Annotated in this window: 14 protein-coding genes; 6 read left to right on the top strand and 8 right to left on the bottom strand. The window is 72.2% G+C overall.

What is annotated here, in order from left to right:
- Positions 1-71 precede the first annotated feature (71 nt).
- Positions 72-1,985: an amidohydrolase gene (locus ACZ7LU_RS01325; RefSeq protein WP_471915297.1), complete on the top strand. Its 1,914-nt coding sequence runs from the start codon at positions 72-74 to the stop codon at positions 1,983-1,985.
- Between the two features lie 103 nt (positions 1,986-2,088).
- Positions 2,089-3,618, top strand: coding sequence for a helix-turn-helix domain-containing protein (locus ACZ7LU_RS01320; protein WP_398305560.1), 1,530 nt, complete (start codon positions 2,089-2,091; stop codon positions 3,616-3,618).
- A gap of 79 nt (positions 3,619-3,697) precedes the next feature.
- On the opposite strand, the gene ACZ7LU_RS01315 is transcribed toward ACZ7LU_RS01320, so the two are convergent.
- From ACZ7LU_RS01315 to ACZ7LU_RS01305, 3 genes are all read right to left on the bottom strand, one after another.
- Positions 3,698-4,444, bottom strand: a complete 747-nt coding sequence (locus tag ACZ7LU_RS01315) for a hypothetical protein (RefSeq protein WP_471915296.1) — start codon at positions 4,442-4,444, stop codon at positions 3,698-3,700.
- Between the two features lie 168 nt (positions 4,445-4,612).
- Entirely contained in the window at positions 4,613-5,014 is a 402-nt protein-coding gene (locus ACZ7LU_RS01310) for a RidA family protein (RefSeq protein ID WP_468306282.1), read from the bottom strand.
- Entirely contained in the window at positions 5,011-6,288 is a 1,278-nt protein-coding gene (locus ACZ7LU_RS01305; RefSeq protein ID WP_471915295.1) for an acyl-CoA dehydrogenase family protein, read from the bottom strand. Before ACZ7LU_RS01305 ends, ACZ7LU_RS01310 begins: the two co-directional genes overlap by 4 nt.
- Positions 6,289-6,396: 108 nt before the next feature.
- On the opposite strand from ACZ7LU_RS01305, the gene ACZ7LU_RS01300 reads away from it, so the two are divergent.
- The 3 genes from ACZ7LU_RS01300 to ACZ7LU_RS01290 are packed head-to-tail and all read left to right on the top strand — an operon-like array spanning position 6,397 to position 9,479.
- Positions 6,397-8,046 carry an AMP-binding protein gene (locus ACZ7LU_RS01300; RefSeq protein ID WP_471915294.1) on the top strand — a complete coding sequence of 550 codons (1,650 nt, stop codon included), beginning with the start codon at positions 6,397-6,399 and terminating at the stop codon, positions 8,044-8,046.
- Positions 8,047-8,055: 9 nt separating this feature from the next.
- Positions 8,056-8,871 (top strand): PaaX family transcriptional regulator, encoded by an 816-nt coding sequence (locus ACZ7LU_RS01295; RefSeq protein WP_471915293.1) that lies wholly within the window; start codon positions 8,056-8,058, stop codon positions 8,869-8,871.
- A 44-nt stretch (positions 8,872-8,915) separates the two neighbouring features.
- Positions 8,916-9,479: a HutD/Ves family protein gene (locus tag ACZ7LU_RS01290; protein ID WP_471915292.1), complete on the top strand. Its 564-nt coding sequence runs from the start codon at positions 8,916-8,918 to the stop codon at positions 9,477-9,479.
- A gap of 9 nt (positions 9,480-9,488) precedes the next feature.
- Here ACZ7LU_RS01290 and ACZ7LU_RS01285 read toward each other — a convergent pair whose 3' ends face one another.
- Positions 9,489-11,774 (bottom strand): bifunctional salicylyl-CoA 5-hydroxylase/oxidoreductase, encoded by a 2,286-nt coding sequence (locus tag ACZ7LU_RS01285; RefSeq protein ID WP_471915291.1) that lies wholly within the window; start codon positions 11,772-11,774, stop codon positions 9,489-9,491.
- A gap of 2 nt (positions 11,775-11,776) precedes the next feature.
- Positions 11,777-12,604, bottom strand: a complete 828-nt coding sequence (locus ACZ7LU_RS01280; protein ID WP_398305536.1) for an enoyl-CoA hydratase family protein — start codon at positions 12,602-12,604, stop codon at positions 11,777-11,779.
- A 220-nt stretch (positions 12,605-12,824) separates the two neighbouring features.
- On the opposite strand from ACZ7LU_RS01280, the gene ACZ7LU_RS01275 reads away from it, so the two are divergent.
- The gene (locus ACZ7LU_RS01275; protein WP_398306050.1) at positions 12,825-13,274 is read left to right on the top strand and encodes an ATP-binding protein; all 450 of its coding nucleotides are present in this window, start codon (positions 12,825-12,827) and stop codon (positions 13,272-13,274) included.
- Here the strand turns inward: ACZ7LU_RS01275 and ACZ7LU_RS01270 are convergent.
- From ACZ7LU_RS01270 to ACZ7LU_RS01260, 3 genes are all read right to left on the bottom strand, one after another.
- Positions 13,237-14,694, bottom strand: coding sequence for an amino acid permease (locus tag ACZ7LU_RS01270; protein WP_471915290.1), 1,458 nt, complete (start codon positions 14,692-14,694; stop codon positions 13,237-13,239). The two genes, ACZ7LU_RS01275 and ACZ7LU_RS01270, sit on opposite strands and share 38 nt — an antisense overlap.
- An 85-nt stretch (positions 14,695-14,779) precedes the next feature.
- Positions 14,780-15,778: an ornithine carbamoyltransferase gene (argF, locus tag ACZ7LU_RS01265; RefSeq protein WP_398305530.1), complete on the bottom strand. Its 999-nt coding sequence runs from the start codon at positions 15,776-15,778 to the stop codon at positions 14,780-14,782.
- 173 nt (positions 15,779-15,951) lie between these two features.
- Positions 15,952-17,184, bottom strand: coding sequence for an arginine deiminase (locus ACZ7LU_RS01260; RefSeq protein ID WP_468085228.1), 1,233 nt, complete (start codon positions 17,182-17,184; stop codon positions 15,952-15,954).
- Positions 17,185-17,195: the final 11 nt, after the last annotated feature.

Here is a 17,195-nt window from a genome sequence, read left to right as displayed (position 1 = left end):
CTGGTTAACGGATTACTCGTCGAGGGTTCCCTCCACCTCTATCCGTCACCGCCATCCGTTGGAGTGTGGTCGTGTCCCCGTCGTACGCGTCTTCGTCCTCTGCCCTCTCCCGGTCCTCTGCCCTCTCCCGGCGCGGCCTCCTGGCCGCCGCCGGGGCCGCCGGGGCCGCCGTCACCGTCGGCGCGCCCGGCGCCGCCGCCTCGTCCCGGCGCCGGTCGGCCGCCCTCGTCGTGCACAACGCCCGTGTGTTCACCGGTACTTCGAGCCGCGCCCGGCACGAGGCGGTGGCGGTCGGGCGGGACGGGCGGATCCTCGCCGTCGGCACGGACGCCGCCGTCAAGCGCTTCGTGGGCCGTGACACCGACGTCGTGGACGCGCGGGGCGGCACCGTCATGAGCGGCGTCCACGACGGGCACGCCCATCCGATGGACGCCGCGAGCCGTTCGCTGCGGCCTTCGCTGGGCGGCGCCGAGCAGACCGTCGAGGAGCTGCGGAAGACGCTGACGGGGTTCCTCCAGGACTCGGCGGAACAGGAGCCGGACGGGTGGCTGGTCGTGGAGGACTGGAACCCGGTCGGGCTCCTGCCGCACGGCACCGCCCCGCACCACACCATGCTCGACGCCCTGCCGACGCGGCGCCCCATCGCGCTGCGCGGCGGCGACGGGCACAACCTGTGGGCCAATCAGCGCGCCCTGGACATCGCGAAGATCACCGCGTCCACCCCGGACCCGGTCGGCGGCAGGATCGTGAAGGGCGCGGACGGGAAGCCGACCGGGGTGCTCAAGGACGACGCCCAGCCGCTCGTCTCCCGGCACATCCCCGAGCCCGACGAGACACGGTTGGCGCAAGCCGCGGCGAAAACTCTCGCCGAGGCCGCCGCGTCCGGGATCACCACCTTCATGGAAGCCGTGGTGGGGCGGCCGGAGCTGAAGCTCTATCAGCGGCTCGCCGAGTCGGGGCGGCTGCTCCAGCGCATCGTGCCCGCCCTGCGCGTCGAGACCGGGCTGACGAAGGATCCGGCCGCCGCGGTGGCGTACGCGAAGGAGCTGCGCGCGGAGTTCGAGGACGTACGCGGACTGCGCTTCGGCACGGTCAAGGTCTTCCTCGACGGCGTCATCGAGCACCCGGCGCAGACCGCGGCCCTCCTGGAGCCCTACCTCGACAAGGACGGCAGGCCGACCGGCCACCGCGGCGACCTGTACGTGTCCGCCGCCGACTACGGACGGCTGAGCGCCGCCTTCAACGCCGAGGGCTGGCAGATGCACGCCCACGCCATCGGCGACCGCGCCGTGCGCACCTCCCTCGACGGATACGCGTACGCCCTGCGGAAGACGGGCCGCCGTGATCTCCGCAACACCACGGCGCACCTCCAACTGGTCGACCCCGCCGACCTTCCCCGCTTCGCCGCGCTCGGCGTCGTCGCCTGTCTGCAGCTCCAGTGGGCCGCCCGCAACACCTGGACCATGGACGCACTGCTGCCCTACATCGGCGCGGAACGGCACCGGTGGCAGTACCCGGCGCGCAGCCTCGAAAAGCGGCGCGCGGCGCTCGCGGGTGGCTCGGACTGGCCGGTCGACCCTCTGCAGGTCTGGAACCAGATACGCACCGCGATCGACCGTACGGGCATGGAGGGCGAGGGCGACCTCTACCGCGCGCAGGAGGGCATCAGTCGTACGTCTTCCCTGCTCATGCACACCTCGGGCACCGCGCGTCAACTTCGTATGGAGCACATCACCGGGACCGTCGAGCAGGGGAAGGCGGCCGATCTCGTCGTGCTCGACCGCGATGTGACGCGGTGTCCGGTGGCCGATATCAGCTCGGTCGACGTGCGCCTCACGCTCGTCGGGGGCACAGTGGTGCACGACGCCGAGTCGTCGGCAGGACGCGCGGCCGCCGCCCGAGTGACGCGGGCGGCGGCGGGGCCCCGGCCCACGGCGTTCACGTCGGTGCACGGCGGGCGGCACGCCTCGTGCGGTTGCGGCTGAACTGCCGCGCGGGGAAGGGGCCGAAAGGCCCCCCGGACGGCGGCTCCTCGAATGGCCTACCCCGACGCGCGCTTCATCTCATATCTGAGATAGCCTGCGACTCATGGCAGACGACTACCTCGTACGCATCGGCAAGCTCATCCGTGACGCCCGGCAGCACAGGGGCTGGACACAGACGCAGCTCGCCGAGGCGCTCAGCACCAGCCAGAGCGCCGTGAACCGCATCGAGCGGGGCAACCAGAACATCAGCCTTGAGATGATCGCCCGAATCGGCGAGGCTCTCGACAGTGAAATCGTCTCGCTCGGGTACGCGGGCCCCATGCATCTGCGAGTCGTCGGCGGCCGCCGGCTCTCCGGCTCCATCGACGTCAAGACGAGCAAGAACGCGTGCGTGGCGCTGCTCTGCGCGTCCCTCCTCAACAAGGGCCGCACGGTGCTGCGCCGCGTCGCCCGGATCGAGGAGGTGTACCGCCTCCTGGAGGTGCTCAACTCCATCGGCGTGCGCACCCGTTGGATCAACGACGGCGTCGACCTGGAGATCGTGCCGCCCGCCAAGCTGGAGATGGACGCGATCGACGCGGAGGCCGCGCGCCGCACCCGCTCGATCATCATGTTCCTCGGTCCGCTGCTGCACCGCATGGACCACTTCAAGCTGCCCTACGCCGGCGGCTGCGACCTCGGCACCCGCACGATCGAGCCACACATGATCGCGCTGCGCCGGTTCGGCCTGGACATCGCGGCGACCGAGGGGCTGTACCACGCCGAGGTGGCGCGCGACGTCACCCCCGACCGGCCCATCGTCCTCACCGAGCGCGGGGACACCGTCACCGAGAACGCCCTGCTCGCCGCCGCGCGCAGCGCCGGCACGACGGTGATCCGCAACGCCTCGTCGAACTACATGGTCCAGGACCTCTGCTTCTTCCTGGAGGCGCTGGGCGTCGAGGTCGAGGGCATCGGCACGACCACGCTGACCGTGCACGGCGTGCCCACCATCGACGTCGACGTCGACTACTGCCCCTCCGAGGACCCGGTCGAGGCGATGAGCCTCCTCGCGGCCGCCGTGGTCACGGAGTCCGAGCTGACGGTGCGCCGGGTGCCGATCGAGTTCCTGGAGATCGAGCTCGCGGTCCTGGAGGAGATGGGCCTCGACCACGACCGGTCGGCGGAGTACGCGGCGGACAACGGCCGCACCCGCCTCATCGACCTCACCGTGCGCCCCTCCAAGCTGGAGGCGCCCATCGACAAGATCCACCCGATGCCGTTCCCGGGCCTGAACATCGACAACGTCCCCTTCTTCGCGGCCATCGCGGCTGCGGCGCAGGGCAAGACGCTGATCCACGACTGGGTCTACGACAACCGGGCGATCTACCTCACGGACCTCAACCGCCTCGGTGGCCGCCTCCAGCTCCTCGACCCGCACCGGGTCTTGGTGGAGGGCCCCACCCGCTGGCGCGCCGCCGAGATGATGTGCCCGCCCGCACTGCGCCCCGCCGTGGTCGTCCTGCTCGCCATGATGGCGGCGGAGGGCACCTCGGTCCTGCGCAACGTGTACGTGATCAACCGCGGTTACGAGGACCTGGCGGAGCGGCTGAACTCGGTGGGGGCGCAGATCGAGACGTTCCGGGACATCTGAGCCCCGGGAGGCCGTGCGCGGGCATGGGCGTGGCGTCGGACGCCACGCCCATGCCGGTGTTCCGGTACCGCCCCGCCGACTACTGACCGGAAGCGGCGAGTTCCTTGAGGTCGACCGTCTCGCCCTTGTCCGGGGCCTTCGGGCTCACCGGCTTGCCGTAGTCGCCGAACGTCGCGTCATTGGGGGTGTCGCCCCCCTTGGTGGTGACGCGGAGGATGTACGGCTTGCCCTCCGTGGCGACGTACATCGTGTTCGTCTCGCCGCCGGAGCCCTTCTTCGTCAGGGCGATCGCGTCCTTGCCGTCGACGGACGTCGTGTCGCCCTTCTTCATGCCCTTGCGTTCGGACTTGTTCTCGTCCATCGACGCGACCAGGCCCTGCTTGTCGCACAGGCCCGAGGTGGAGGCGTCGTCGGCGGGCATCTTCACCCACTTGTCGACGACCTTCGACAGCACCTTGTCGGAGCCCGACCGGCCCTTCAGAGCGGTCTTCCAGTACTCCTCGTTGCCGCGCATGTACAAGGTGGCGTTCGTGTGCCGCACCTCGGCCTTCGAGCCCTCGGTGCCGATCGTCCCCTCGCAGTTCTTCTCCTGGTCGACCGCGATGTCCACGCTCACCGGCTTGCCGTTCTGCCGCATGTCGCCCTTGATGCGCATGGAGTCGGCGCCCTTGGTGGCCTTCACCGCCTTGGCGGCGATCTGGTCGGCGCTGTCCCCGGCGAACGGCTTGTCGGAGCCGCCTCCGTCGTCGCTGTCGCCGCAGCTCGACAGCAGCGCCGCCGACAGCACGGTCGCTCCGATGACAGCCGTAACCCTTCTCGAACGCACGTGGTCATCCCTCCCGCGGAACACTCGACGTTCCGTCATCCGCGGCCCCATTGGCCGCGGTCGTCGTCGAGTACCCGCGGATTCCCCGCACTCACCCGGAATCCGGCATTCCGCCCATCATGGCGAGGGCCGGTGAATAGGGACGGAAACCGGAAGCGGGCCCGGCGCTCAGTCGAGCACCGCCACTCCGTCCAGCTCCACCAGCGCGGATTCGTCCCACAGGCGTACGGCGCCCACCACCGCCATCGCCGGGTAGTCACGGCCCGCCAACCGGCGCCAGATGCGGCCCAGTTCGGGCGCGCAGGCGCGGTAGTCGGCGACGTCCGTGGCGTAGACGGTGACGCGGGCGAGGTCGGCCGGGGTGCCGCCGGCGTGGCGCAGGGCGGTGAGGAGGTTGGTCAGCGCCCGCTCGAACTGCTCGGGCAGGGTGGCGCCGGTGACCTTGCCCTCGCCGTCCAGCGCGGTCTGCCCGGCGAGGAAGACGAGCCGGGAACCGGTGGCGGTGACGGCGTGCGAGAAGCCCTTGGGCGGGGAGAGTTCGGCGGGGTTGACGCGGTCCAGGCTGCTCATGCGGGCGGCTCCTCCGGCTGGGTGTGCGGCTGCGCGTCCGGTCGGGCGTACAGCTCCTTGGCGATGATCGTGCGCTGGACCTCGCTCGCCCCCTCGTAGATGCGGGGCGCCCGCACCTCGCGGTAGAGGTGTTCGAGGAGGTGCCCGCGGCGCAGCGCGCGAGCCCCGTGCAGCTGGACGGCCGCGTCGACCACGTACTGGGCGGTCTCCGTGGCGATGAGTTTCGCCATCGCGGCGCGCCGGGCGATGCCGGGGCCCTGGGGCCCTTCCCTGTCGTACGCCGCCGCTGCCGCGTACACCATGAGACGGGCCGCCTCCGTGCGCGTGGCCATCTCGGCGACCTGGTGGGCGACGGCCTGCAGATCCTTCAACGGGCCGCCGAACGCGGTCCGTTCGGCGGTGTGGGCCAGGGTGGCGTCGAGCGCGGCCTGCGCCATGCCGACCGCGAACGCGCCGACGCTCGGCCGGAACCGGTTGAGCGTGGTCATCGCGACCCGGAAGCCGCGGTCCACCTCGCCGAGCACGTCGTCCTTGGTGACCCGTACGCCGTCGAAGGCGAGGGCGCCGATCGGGTGCGGGGAGAGCATGTCGAGGGGGGTGCCGGTGAGGCCCGCGCGGTCGGCGGGGACCAGGAACGCGGTGACGCCACGGGCTCCCGCGCCGGGGGACGTACGGGCGAAGACGGTGTAGAAGTCGGCCTCGGGGGCGTTCGAGATCCAGCACTTCTCGCCGGTGAGGCGCCAGCCGCCGGAGCCGTCGGCCGCCGCGGCGAGGTGCAGGGCCGCCGCATCGGAGCCGGCGCCCGGCTCGGAGAGCGCGAAGGCGGCGACGGCGTGGCCGCGGCGGACCTGCGGCAGCCACTGTTCCCGCTGGGCGGGGCTGCCGTGGGTGTGGACGGGGTGGGCGCCGAGGCCTTGCAGGGCGAAGGCCGTCTCCGCCTCCGTGCAGGCGTAGGCGAGGGACTCGCGGGTCAGGCAGAGGTCGAGAGTGCCGGACGCTCCGCTGTGGGGGCCGGTTCCGATCCGCGGGTCGGACGGGGCTGGTCGCGCCCCTGCGGCGGAGCCGCTCATGTCACCGCCCCGCGCCCCTGGGGGGCCTTCGTCCCCCTCGAACAGCACATCCAGCAAGCCGAGTTCGCCCAGTGCCGCCACCAGCGGGCGGTTCACCTGGCCCGGCTCGCCCTTCTCCGCCAACGGGCGCAACCGCTCCGCCGCGAGCGTGCGCAGCTCCGCGCAACGGGCGGTTTGTTCAGGATTGAGCGAGAATGCCGTCATCCCGGTCCCCTCTTTATCGCGCACCGTTGACTGTCGTCACCATCACGATACGCTCATGGAGCGAGCCCACCACAGCGCCCGTCCGGCAGGCAAGGGGGCAGAGCCGCCATGGAACCCACCGGCAATCCGGCCGAACCGGGGCAGACACCGTCCGGCCACGTCGACACGTTCACCCGGGACCACCTCCCGCCGCGCGAGCAGTGGCCCGCACTGGTCCACGACCGCCCCGAGCTGCACTACCCCGCCCGCCTCAACTGCGGCGCGGAGCTCCTGGACCGGTCCGCCGAGCGGTTCGGCGCCGAGCGCCCCGCCTTCCACACCGCGTCCGGCGAGACCTGGACGTACGGCCTGCTGCGGGAGCACGTCGACCGGATCGCGCACGTGCTGACCGACGAGCTCGGCGTGCGGCCCGGCGAGCGCGTCCTGCTGCGCGGGCCCACCACACCGTGGCTCGCGGCCTGCTGGCTCGCCGTGATGAAGGCGGGCGCGGTCGCCGTGACCGTCCTCGCCCAGCAGCGCTCGCAGGAGCTCGCCACCATGTGCGGGATCGCCGAGGTGCGGCACGCGCTCTGCGACATCCGGTCGGTGGACGACCTGATCAAGGCCGGGGTGCCGGGGCTGAGCGTCACCACGTACGGCGGAGAGGGTCCCGACGATCTGCTCGTGCGTGCCGCCCGGCAACCGGCGGTCTACGCGGCGGTCGACACCGCGGCCGACGACGTCGCGCTCATCGCGTTCACCTCCGGCACGACGGGCCGGCCCAAGGGGTGCATGCACTTCCACCGCGACGTGCTCTCCATCGCCGACACCTTCGCGCGGCACGTCCTCAAGCCGGTGCCCGACGACGTCTTCGCGGGCAGCCCGCCGCTCGGCTTCACCTTCGGACTCGGCGGCCTCGTCATCTTCCCGCTGCGCTTCGGCGCGTCGTCGGTCCTGCTCGAACAGGCCGGACCCAAGCAGCTGTTGCCCGCCATCGGACGGCACGGGATCTCGGTGCTCTTCACCGCGCCGACCGCCTATCGCACGATGCTCGACCAGCTGGACGGGCACGACATCTCCTCGCTGCGCCGCTGCGTCTCGGCCGGGGAGAACCTCCCCGCGGCCACCTGGCAGGCCTGGCACCGGCGCACCGGACACCGCATCATCAACGGCATCGGCGCCACGGAGCTGCTGCACATCTTCATCTCCGCCGCCGACGACGACATCAGGCCCGGCACGACGGGACGCCCCGTGCCCGGATGGCACGCGCGCGTGGTCGACGACTCCGGCGCCCCGGTACCGGACGGCGAGCCCGGACTGCTCGCCGTGCGCGGCCCGGTGGGCTGCCGCTACCTCGCCGACGACCGCCAGCTCCAGTACGTACGGCACGGCTGGAACATCACCGGCGACACCTACGTCCGCGACGCCGACGGCTACTTCCGCTATGTCGCCCGCGCCGACGACATGATCATCTCGGCCGGTTACAACGTCGCGGGCCCCGAGGTCGAGGAGGCCCTGCTTCGCCACCCCGACGTCGTCGAGACCGCGGTCGTGGGGCGCCCCGACGAGCTGCGCGGGCAGGTGGTCGTGGCCCATGTGGTCCTGCGCGAAGGCGCGACGCCCGACGCCGACCGGCTGCGCGAGTTCGTCAAGGGAGAGCTGGTGCCGTACAAGTGCCCGCGCGAGATCGTCTTCCTGGACGCCCTGCCGAGGACGGCGACGGGGAAGCTGCAGCGGTTCCGGCTGCGCGCCGCGTCCCCGGCGGAACCGGGCCCGTAGAGTGATCACGTGTCCGAGCAGCACACCCCACGGTCCCTGATCGTCACCTTCTACGGCGCCTACGGCCGGGCCGCGCCCGGTCCCGTCCCGGTGGCCGAGCTGGTGCGCCTCCTCGCGCCGGTCGGCGTGGACGCGCCGTCGGTGCGGTCGTCGGTGTCCCGGCTCAAGCGGCGCGGCCTGCTCATGCCCGCGCGCACGGCGACGGGCGCCGCGGGCTACGCGCTCTCGCCCGACGCGCGCCAGCTCCTGGACGACGGCGACCGCCGCATCTACGGCACCGAGGTCGCGCGGCGGGGCGGCGGCTGGGTCCTCGCCGTCTTCTCCGTGCCCGAGGCCGAGCGCCAGAAGCGGCACGTGCTGCGCTCCCGCCTCGCGGGCCTCGGCTTCGGCACGGCGGCGCCGGGCGTCTGGATCGCCCCGGCGCACCTCTACGAGGAGACCAGGCACACCCTGGAACGCCTCCACCTCGCCCCGTACGTCGACCTGTTCCGCGGCGAGCACCTGGGCTTCGCCCCGACGGCGGAGGCGGTCGCGCGCTGGTGGGACCTGTCGTCCCTGGCCAAACAGCACGAGGCGTTCCTCGACCGCCACGAACCGGTGCTGCGCTCCTGGGAGACCCGCAAGGACGCTCCCCCGCCGCCCGAGGAGGCGTACCGCGACTACCTCCTCGCCCTCGACTCCTGGCGCCAACTCCCCTACGCCGACCCCGGCCTGCCCGCCGACCTGCTCCCCGCCGACTGGCCGGGGGACCGCTCCGCCGCGGTGTTCGCGGCGCTGGACGGCCGGCTGCGGGAGGCCGGGGCGCTGTTCGTGCGCCCCGCATAGGCTGACCCCGGATTCGTGATCATGTGTCGGGCAGGAGGCGGCGGGTGGGCGAGGACGTGTTGCGCTGGAGCGAGTACCGCGCCGTGCCGTGGAAGAACGGCGGCGGGACGACCAGGGAGGTCGCGGACGGCACGGACTGGCGGGTGAGCGTCGCTGACGTGGCCGGGGACGGCCCCTTCTCGGTGTTCCCCGGAACCGACCGCGTGATCACCCCGGTCGAGGGCGACGGCATGCTGCTGACCGTGGCCGGGGCCGCACCGCGCCCCGTCGAGCCACTGCGGCCCTTCGCCTTTCCCGGTGACGCGGCGACGGACTGCCGGCTGGTGGGCGGCGCGGTGCGCAACCTGAACGTGATGACCCGCAGAGGCCGCGCGACGGCCCGCGTGCGGATCGTCACCGTCACCGCCGGACGAGACACGGAGACGGCGAGCGAGGCGGGCGAGACCCTGCTCGTCATGGCCGTCACGGAGGGGATCGCTGTCGGCGGACAGGACGGGCCGGAGGCTCCGCTCGGCCGCCTCGACTGCGTACGCCGGGACGGGCCGGGCACGCTGGTGCTGCGCGGTGACGGCACGGTGGCCGAGGTCAGGATCACCGCGCCGCACTGATGCGGGCGCTCAGCCGCCCAGGGTCAGCCTCGGCTTGGGGGCGTCCGTGCGTCCCGTCTGGGGCCGCCGGCTGCCCGCGCGGTACTGCACGGGCCAGCTCACGCCCGGACCCGCGTAGTTCTGTTCGGCGGCGGCGTGCAGGGTCCAGTGCGGGTCGTAGAGGTGCGGGCGGGCGAGGGCGCAGAGGTCCGCGCGGCCGGCGAGGAGCAGGGAGTTGACGTCGTCCCAGGAGGAGACGGCGCCGACCGTGATCACGGGGATGCCGGTGCGGTTGCGGATGCGGTCGGCGTACGGCGTCTGGTAGGAGCGGCCGAACGCGGGGCGCTCGTCGGAGACCACCTGGCCCGTCGACACGTCGATCGCGTCGGCCCCGTGCGCCGCGAACGCGCGGGCGATCTCGACGGCGTCGGCCGCCGTGGTGCCGCCTTCGGCCCAGTCGGTGGCGGAGATACGGACCGTCATGGGCCTGCCGTCCGGCCACACCTCCCGTACCGCGTCGAAGACTTCGAGGGGGAAGCGGAGGCGGGCCCGGAGGGAGCCGCCGTACGCGTCCGTGCGGTGGTTCGTGAGCGGGGAGAGGAAGCCGGAGAGCAGATAGCCGTGGGCGCAGTGCAGTTCGAGGAGGTCGAACCCGGCGAGGTCGGCGCGCCGGGCCGCCGCGACGAACTGTTCGCGGATCTCGGTCAGTCCCGCGCGGGAGAGTTCACGGGGGGTCTGGCTGTACGGCTTGTACGGGAGCGGTGAGGCGGCGTCGAGCGGCCAGTTGCCGTCGGGCAGCGGCTCGTCGATGCCCTCCCACATCAGCCGCGTGGAGCCCTTGCGGCCCGAGTGGCCGAGCTGGACGCCGATCGCCGTGCCGGGCGCCTGCGCGTGGACGAAGTCGGTGACGCGGCGCCAGGCTTCGGCCTGTTCGGCGGTGTAGAGGCCGGCGCAGCCCGGCGTGATGCGGCCGCGCTCGCTGACGCACACCATCTCGGTCATCACCAGGCCCGCGCCGCCGAGTGCCCGCGCGCCCAGGTGCACCAGGTGGAAGTCGCCGGGGACGCCGTCCACGGCGGAGTACATGTCCATCGGGGAGACGACGACGCGGTTGCGGAGGGTCAGGTCGCGCAGCCGGAAGGGCGTGAACATCGGCGGGGTGCCTTCGGGGCAGCCGAAGTCGCGCTCGACGGCGCGGGTGAACTCCGCGTCGCGCAGCCGGAGGTTGTCGTGGGTGACGCGGCGGCTGCGGGTGAGGAGGTTGAACGCGAACTGGCGGGGCGGCTGGTCCAGGTGGTCCGGCAGCCGCTCGAACCACTCCAGGCTGGCGCGGGCCGCACGCTGGGTGGAGGCGACGACGGGGCGGCGCTCCGTCTCGTACGCCGTGAGGGCGCTCGGGATGTCGGGCTGTTCCCGGAGGCAGGCGGCGAGCGCGAGGGCGTCCTCGACGGCGAGCTTGGTGCCGGAGCCGATGGAGAAGTGCGCGGTGTGGGCGGCGTCGCCTATCAGGACCGTGTTGCCGTGGGACCAGCGTTCGTTGACGACCGTGCGGAAGTTGATCCAGGCGGACTTGTTGCCGCGCAGTGGGCGGCCGCCGAGCGCGTCGGCGAAGATCTTGGCGCAGCGTTCGGTGGACTCGCGCTCGTCGAGCTCCGCGAAGCCCGCGGCCTCCCAGACCTCCTCGCGCATCTCGACGATGACGGTGGAGGCGTCGGGGTCGCGGGAGTACGGATAGCCGTGCAGCTGCATCACGCCGTGCTCGGTCTCGGCGATCTCGAACCGGAACGCGTCGAAGGCGAAGTCCGCGGCCAGCCAGGTGTAGCGGCAGCGGTGCGTCGTGAGGCTCGGCCGGAAGACGTCGGCGTGCGCCTCGCGGGTGAGGCTGTGCACGCCGTCCGCGGCGACGACCAGGTCGTACGCCGTGGACAGCTCGGCGGCGGGGGGTGCCTCGGTGCGGAAGCGGAGCTCGACGCCGAGGCCGCGGCAGCGCTCGTGCAGGATCTCCAGGAGCCTGCGGCGGCCGAGCGCAGCGAAGCCGTGGCCGCCGGAGGTGTGCCGCCGGTCGCGGTGCACGATGTCGATGTCGTCCCAGCGCACGAACTCGGCCTGGAGCGCGGCGTACACGGCGGGGTCGGCGTGCTCGATGCCGCCGAGGGTCTCGTCGGAGAGGACGACGCCGAATCCGAAGGTGTCGTCGGGGGCGTTGCGCTCCCAGACGGTCACCTCGCGGGCGGGGTCGAGGCGCTTGAGCAGCGCGGCGGCGTAGAGACCGCCGGGGCCGCCGCCGATGACGGCGATCCGGTGGGCGGTGGCCATGGTCACCGCCCCTGCCACTTCGGCGGGCGCTTCTCCGTGAAGGCCGCGTGGAACTCGGCGTAGTCCTCGCCGTTCATGAGGAGGGCCTGGGTGGCCGCGTCCAGTTCGACGGAGGCGGCGAGCGGCATGTCCAGCTCGGCGGTGAGCAGCGCCTTCGTCTGCGCGTACGCGAGGGCGGGGCCGTCGGCGAGGCGGCGCGCCAGGGTCTGCGCGGCCTCGGCGGCCCTGCCCTCCTCCGTCAGCTCGCTGATGAGGCCGATCCGTTCGGCCTCGGGGGCGCGGACCGGTTCGCCCAGCATGAGGAGCCGGGTGGCGTGGCCGAGGCCGACGACGCGCGGCAGCAGATAGGCGGCGCCCATGTCGCCGCCGGAGAGGCCGACCCGGGTGAAGAGGAAGGAGAAGCGGGCGGAGGGGTCCGCGACGCGGAAGTCCGCGGCGAGGGCGAGGACCGCGCCGGCGCCCGCCGCCACCCCGTGCACGGCGGCGACGACCGGGAAGGGGCACTCCCGGATCGCCCGGACGACCTGGCCGGTCATGCGGTTGAAGTCGAGGAGCTGGGCGGTGTCCATGGCGAGCGTGGCACCGATGATCTCGTCGACGTCGCCGCCCGAGCAGAAGCCGCGGCCCTCGCCGCCGAGCACGAGCGCGCGCACGGACCGGTCGCGGGAGAGCTCGGCGAGCAGGTCGCGCAGGTCGGCGTAGGCGCCGAAGGTGAGGGCGTTGAGCTTGTCGGGGCGGGCGAGGGTGACCGTGGCGACCCCTTCGTCGACGGCGAGTCGCAGGTGCCGCCAGTCGGGGGTGCGGGTCGCGGAGCCGGTGAAGGGACTCATCAGGTGCGGCCTCCTCGGCCTCGGGGCTGGAGTGGCGCCACTCTCGAAGTTATCACTCTTCTGTGACTGTCGTCAGGAGTGCGCGATACACCAGCCATGCGACGGCGAAACGGCACTGACTCCTGACACCGGGTCCTAGGTCCCTGGAACGCCCGCCCGTCGACCCTGCCGCCACACCGCTTAGGATTCGTACGGTTGAAAGCAGGACCGCTTGCCTGCCCTGAACGGACCCGCCTTGCACGAGCCCCCCTTCCCCGCCTCCTGGCGCATCGCGCTGCCGCACACCGCGGCGGCGGTGCCGGTCGCGCGCGCCCTGGTCCGTACGGCGCTCAACGACATCGAGATGTCCGCCGACACCGACACCGCCGAGCTCCTCACCGCCGAGCTGGTCGCGAACGCCGTCGAGCACACCGCGGGACAGGACCCCATAGAGCTGGTGATCGAGCTGCTGCCGACCGGCTGCCAGGTCGAGGTGCACGACTCCAACCCGCTGCCGCCCGGCGACCTCACCGCCCCGGAGCCGCCCGGCGAGCCGGACCCCTGGCAGGAGCACGGGCGCGGCCTGCTCCTGATCCGCACCCTCAGCTCGTCCTGCGGCCACCGCCCCACCGCGTCCGGCAAGGCGGTCTGGTTCACGCTTCCCGCGACTCCCCCGCGCCCCCGGCACTGACCGGGACCTCGCCCCGGCCGAGCCGCGAGTGGCCGCGGCCGTAGAGCGCGTAGACCACGGCGCCCACCACGAGGAACACGGCGAACTGCAGCCAGGTCGTCCAGCCCGTGCCCCAGATCAGATAGAGGCAGAAGCCCACGCCGAGGACCGGGCTGACGGGGTACAGCGGCACGCGGAAGGTGCGGCGCAGCTCCGGGGCCGAGCGGCGCAGCGCGAGCACCGCCACGTTCACCACGGCCATGATCGCCAGGGTGCCGATCGTGGTCAGGTTGACCACGACGTCGAGCGACGAGAAGGCGGCGGGCACGGCGACGACCGCCGCGACGATCCAGGTGCCCGCGACCGGTGTCGCGGTCCGCGGCGAGACACGTTCGAAGACGCGCGGCACGAGGCCGTCGCGGGACATCGACATCAGGATGCGGGTCTGGCCGTACATCACGGCGAGCACCACGGAGGCGATGGCGACGACCGCGCCGAAGGCGATGATGCCGCCGCCGACGGTCGAGTCGGTGACCTGGTTGACGACGAGCGAGAGGGCGGCGGGCTTGTCCGCGACGGCGTCCGAGCCGAGCGCGCCGATGGCCGCGAGCGCCACGGCGACGTAGAGCAGCGTGACGACGCCGATGCAGATCAAGATGGCGAGGGGGATGTTGCGCCGCGGGTTCTTCACCTCCTCGCCGGCCGTGGTCACCGCGTCGAAGCCGATGAAGGAGAAGAAGGCGAGCGAGGCGCCCGCGGTGATGCCGGAGACGCCCGCGCCCGCGAAGGGCGTGAGGTTGCCGTCCTCGAACGCGGTGAACGCGATGGCGAGGAAGAGCAGCAGAATGCCGATCTTGAGCACCGCCATGGCCGCCGTGGCGCCGGCGCTCTCGCGGATGCCGCGCACCAGGAGGACGGCGGCGAGCAGAATGACGACGACGGCAGGCAGGTTCAGGACGCCGCCCTCGCCGGGCCCGGCGCAGAGCGCGGCGGGCAGCTCCCAGCCGGTGAGGCTGTGCAGCAGCTCGTTCAGGTACTGGCTCCAGCCGACCGCGACCGCGGAGACCGAGACGCCGTACTCCAGGAGCAGGCACCAGCCGACGAGGAACGCGGTGCGCTCGCCCAGCGAGGCGTACGCGAACGAGTACGAGCTGCCGGAGACCGGGATCGCGCCACCCAGCTCCGCGAACGAGAACGCGGTGAAGATACAGGTCACGGCCGCGAGGACATAGGAGACCGCGACGGCGGGGCCGGCCTCGGCCACCGAGTCGGAGAGGCCGACGAAGATGCCGGTGCCGACGATGGCGCCGACGCCGAAGCACACGAGCTGGAAGAGCCCCATGGTGCGCCTGAGGCCGTGGCCCTCCAGGTCCGCCCCCGATTCCGCGACGAGCTGGTCGGGGGACTTGATGCGAAGCCCATTGGTGCGTGTGGGGCTCATGGGGTGGTTCTCGTTTCCGGTGGTGCTGGGGTGGTGCTGGTGCGGCGGGGGCGGCGGCCGTCAGGGGCACCGCCCGGGGCTGCCGTCAGGTCAGTGTCGCGACCAGGACCGCCTTGATCGTGTGCATACGGTTCTCAGCCTCGTCGAAGACGACGGAGTGTGCCGACTCGAAGACCTCGTCGGTGACCTCCAGGGCCTCCAGGCCGTACGTCTCGTGGACCTCGCGTCCGACCTGGGTGCCCAGGTCGTGGAAGGCGGGCAGGCAGTGCAGGAACTTCACGTCGGCGTTGCCGGTGGCGCGCAGGACGTCCATCGTCACCGTGTACGGCGCGAGGGCGGCTATGCGCTCGGCCCACACCTCCTTGGGCTCCCCCATCGACACCCATACGTCGGTGCCGACGAAGTCGGCGCCCCGGACGCCCTCCTCGACGTCCTCGGTGAGGGTGAGGCGGGCGCCGCTGGCTGCGGCGAGCTCGCGGGCCCGCGCGACGATGTCCTCGGCGGGCCAGTAGGCGCGGGGCGCGACGACGCGTACGTCCATGCCGAGCAGGGCGCCGGTGATCAGGTACGAGTTGCCCATGTTGAAGCGGGCGTCACCGAGGTAGGCGAAGGCGGTGCCGGTGAGGGGCTTGGTGCCGTGCTCGGTCATGGTGAGCATGTCGGCGAGCATCTGGGTGGGGTGCCAGGAGTCGGTCAGGCCGTTGTAGACGGGCACGCCCGCGTGGGCGGCGAGCGTCTCGACCGTGTCCTGCGCGTCCCCGCGGAACTCGATGGCGTCGAACATCCGGCCGAGCACCCGGGCGGTGTCCTTCGCCGACTCCTTCTTGCCGATGTGCGAGCCGGACGGGTCGATGTACGTCGTGGATGCGCCCTGGTCGGCGGCGGCCACCTCGAAGGCGCAGCGGGTCCTCGTCGAGCTCTTCTCGAAGATCAGCGCGATGTTCTTGCCCCGCAGCCGGCGCGTCTCGGTCCCGGCCTTCTTGGCCGCCTTCAGCTCGGCGGCCAGGTCGAGCAGGCCGCGGAACTCGTCGGCGGTGAAGTCCAGCTCCTTGAGGAAGTGGCGGCCGGTGAGGTCTGTGGCCATGAGGCGCTCCAGAGTGCGGGATAAGAGTGACGGGACACGTTGACATTGAAACTATATACGACGCTCCACATTTATATACAGGCGCCCTGTGCTCGGCGTACCGGGCCCTGCGCCCGCCGTACCGGGCCCTGCGCTCCCCGCACCGCGGGCCCTGCGCTCTCCCTACCGGCCCGCTACAGCCCAGGCACCGCGTCCCGCTGCACCGGGCAGCTCATGCACCGCGGGCCGCCCCGGCCGCGCCCCAGCTCGCTGCCCAGGATCTCGATCACCTCGATGCCCTGCTTGCGCAGGTGCGTGTTGGTCGTCGAGTTCCGCTCGTACGCGACGACGACGCCGGGCTCCACCGCGAGGACGTTGCAGCCGTCGTCCCACTGCTCGCGCTCGGCCGCGTGCACGTCCTGGGTGGCGGTGAGCACCCGGACGGCGTCGAGGCCGAGCGCCGCGGCGATGGCCCGGTGCATGTGCTCGGGCGGATGGTCGGTGACCTTCAACTCCCGCTCCCCGACGCCTGGTTCGATGGTGTACGAGCGGAGCATGCCGAGGCCCGCGTACTGCGTGAAGGTGTCGCCGTCGACCATCGTCATGACCGTGTCGAGGTGCATGAAGGCGCGCCGCTTCGGCATGTCGAGGGCCACGATCGTCTGCGCGGAGCCCGCCGCGAACAGCTTGTGCGCGAGCATCTCGACGGCCTGCGGGGTGGTGCGCTCGCTCATGCCGATGAGCACCGCACCCTTGCCGATCACCAGGACGTCGCCGCCCTCGATGGTCGAGGGATAGTCCGCCTGCCCCTGCGACCAGACGTTGAAGTTCTCGCTCCGGAACAGCGGGTGGTGCTGGTAGATCGCCTCGAAGTGCACGGTCTCGCGCTGCCTGGCGGGCCAGCGCATCGCGTTGATGGAGACGCCGTCGTAGATCCAGGCGGAGGTGTCGCGGGTGAAGAGGTGGTTGGGCAGCGGGCCGAGCAGGAAGTCGTCCAGGTCCATGCAGTGGAAGCGGACGGACGTCGGCTCGGCGTGCCGCTCCAGGAACTCCCGCTTCGTCATCCCGCCGACCAGCGCCTCGGCGAGCTCGGCCGACGGCATCGTCGCGAACACGGCCCGCAGGTGGTCGGTGGCCAGCGGGCCGTACTCCTTCTCGTCGAAGACGCGGTCCAGGACCAGGAGGCGGGCCGCGGGCACGTCCAGGGTCTCTGTCAGCAGGTCGCCGAAGAGGTGGACGGCCACGCCCCGGTCGCGCAGCACGTCCGCGAAGCCGTCGTGCTCCTGGCGGGCCCTGCGCACCCACAGGACGTCGTCGAAGAGGAGGGTGTCCTTGTTGCTCGGAGTCAGCCGCTTGAGCTCCAGATCGGGGCGGTGCAGTATGACGCGGCGCAGCCGCCCGGCCTCGGAGTCGACATGGAATCCCATGGGGTCCATCT

This window comes from Streptomyces sp. NPDC039462, from assembly GCF_055639375.1.
The sequence above is the reverse complement of the archived record's forward strand: the minus strand, read 5'-3'. Positions and strand labels throughout refer to the sequence as shown.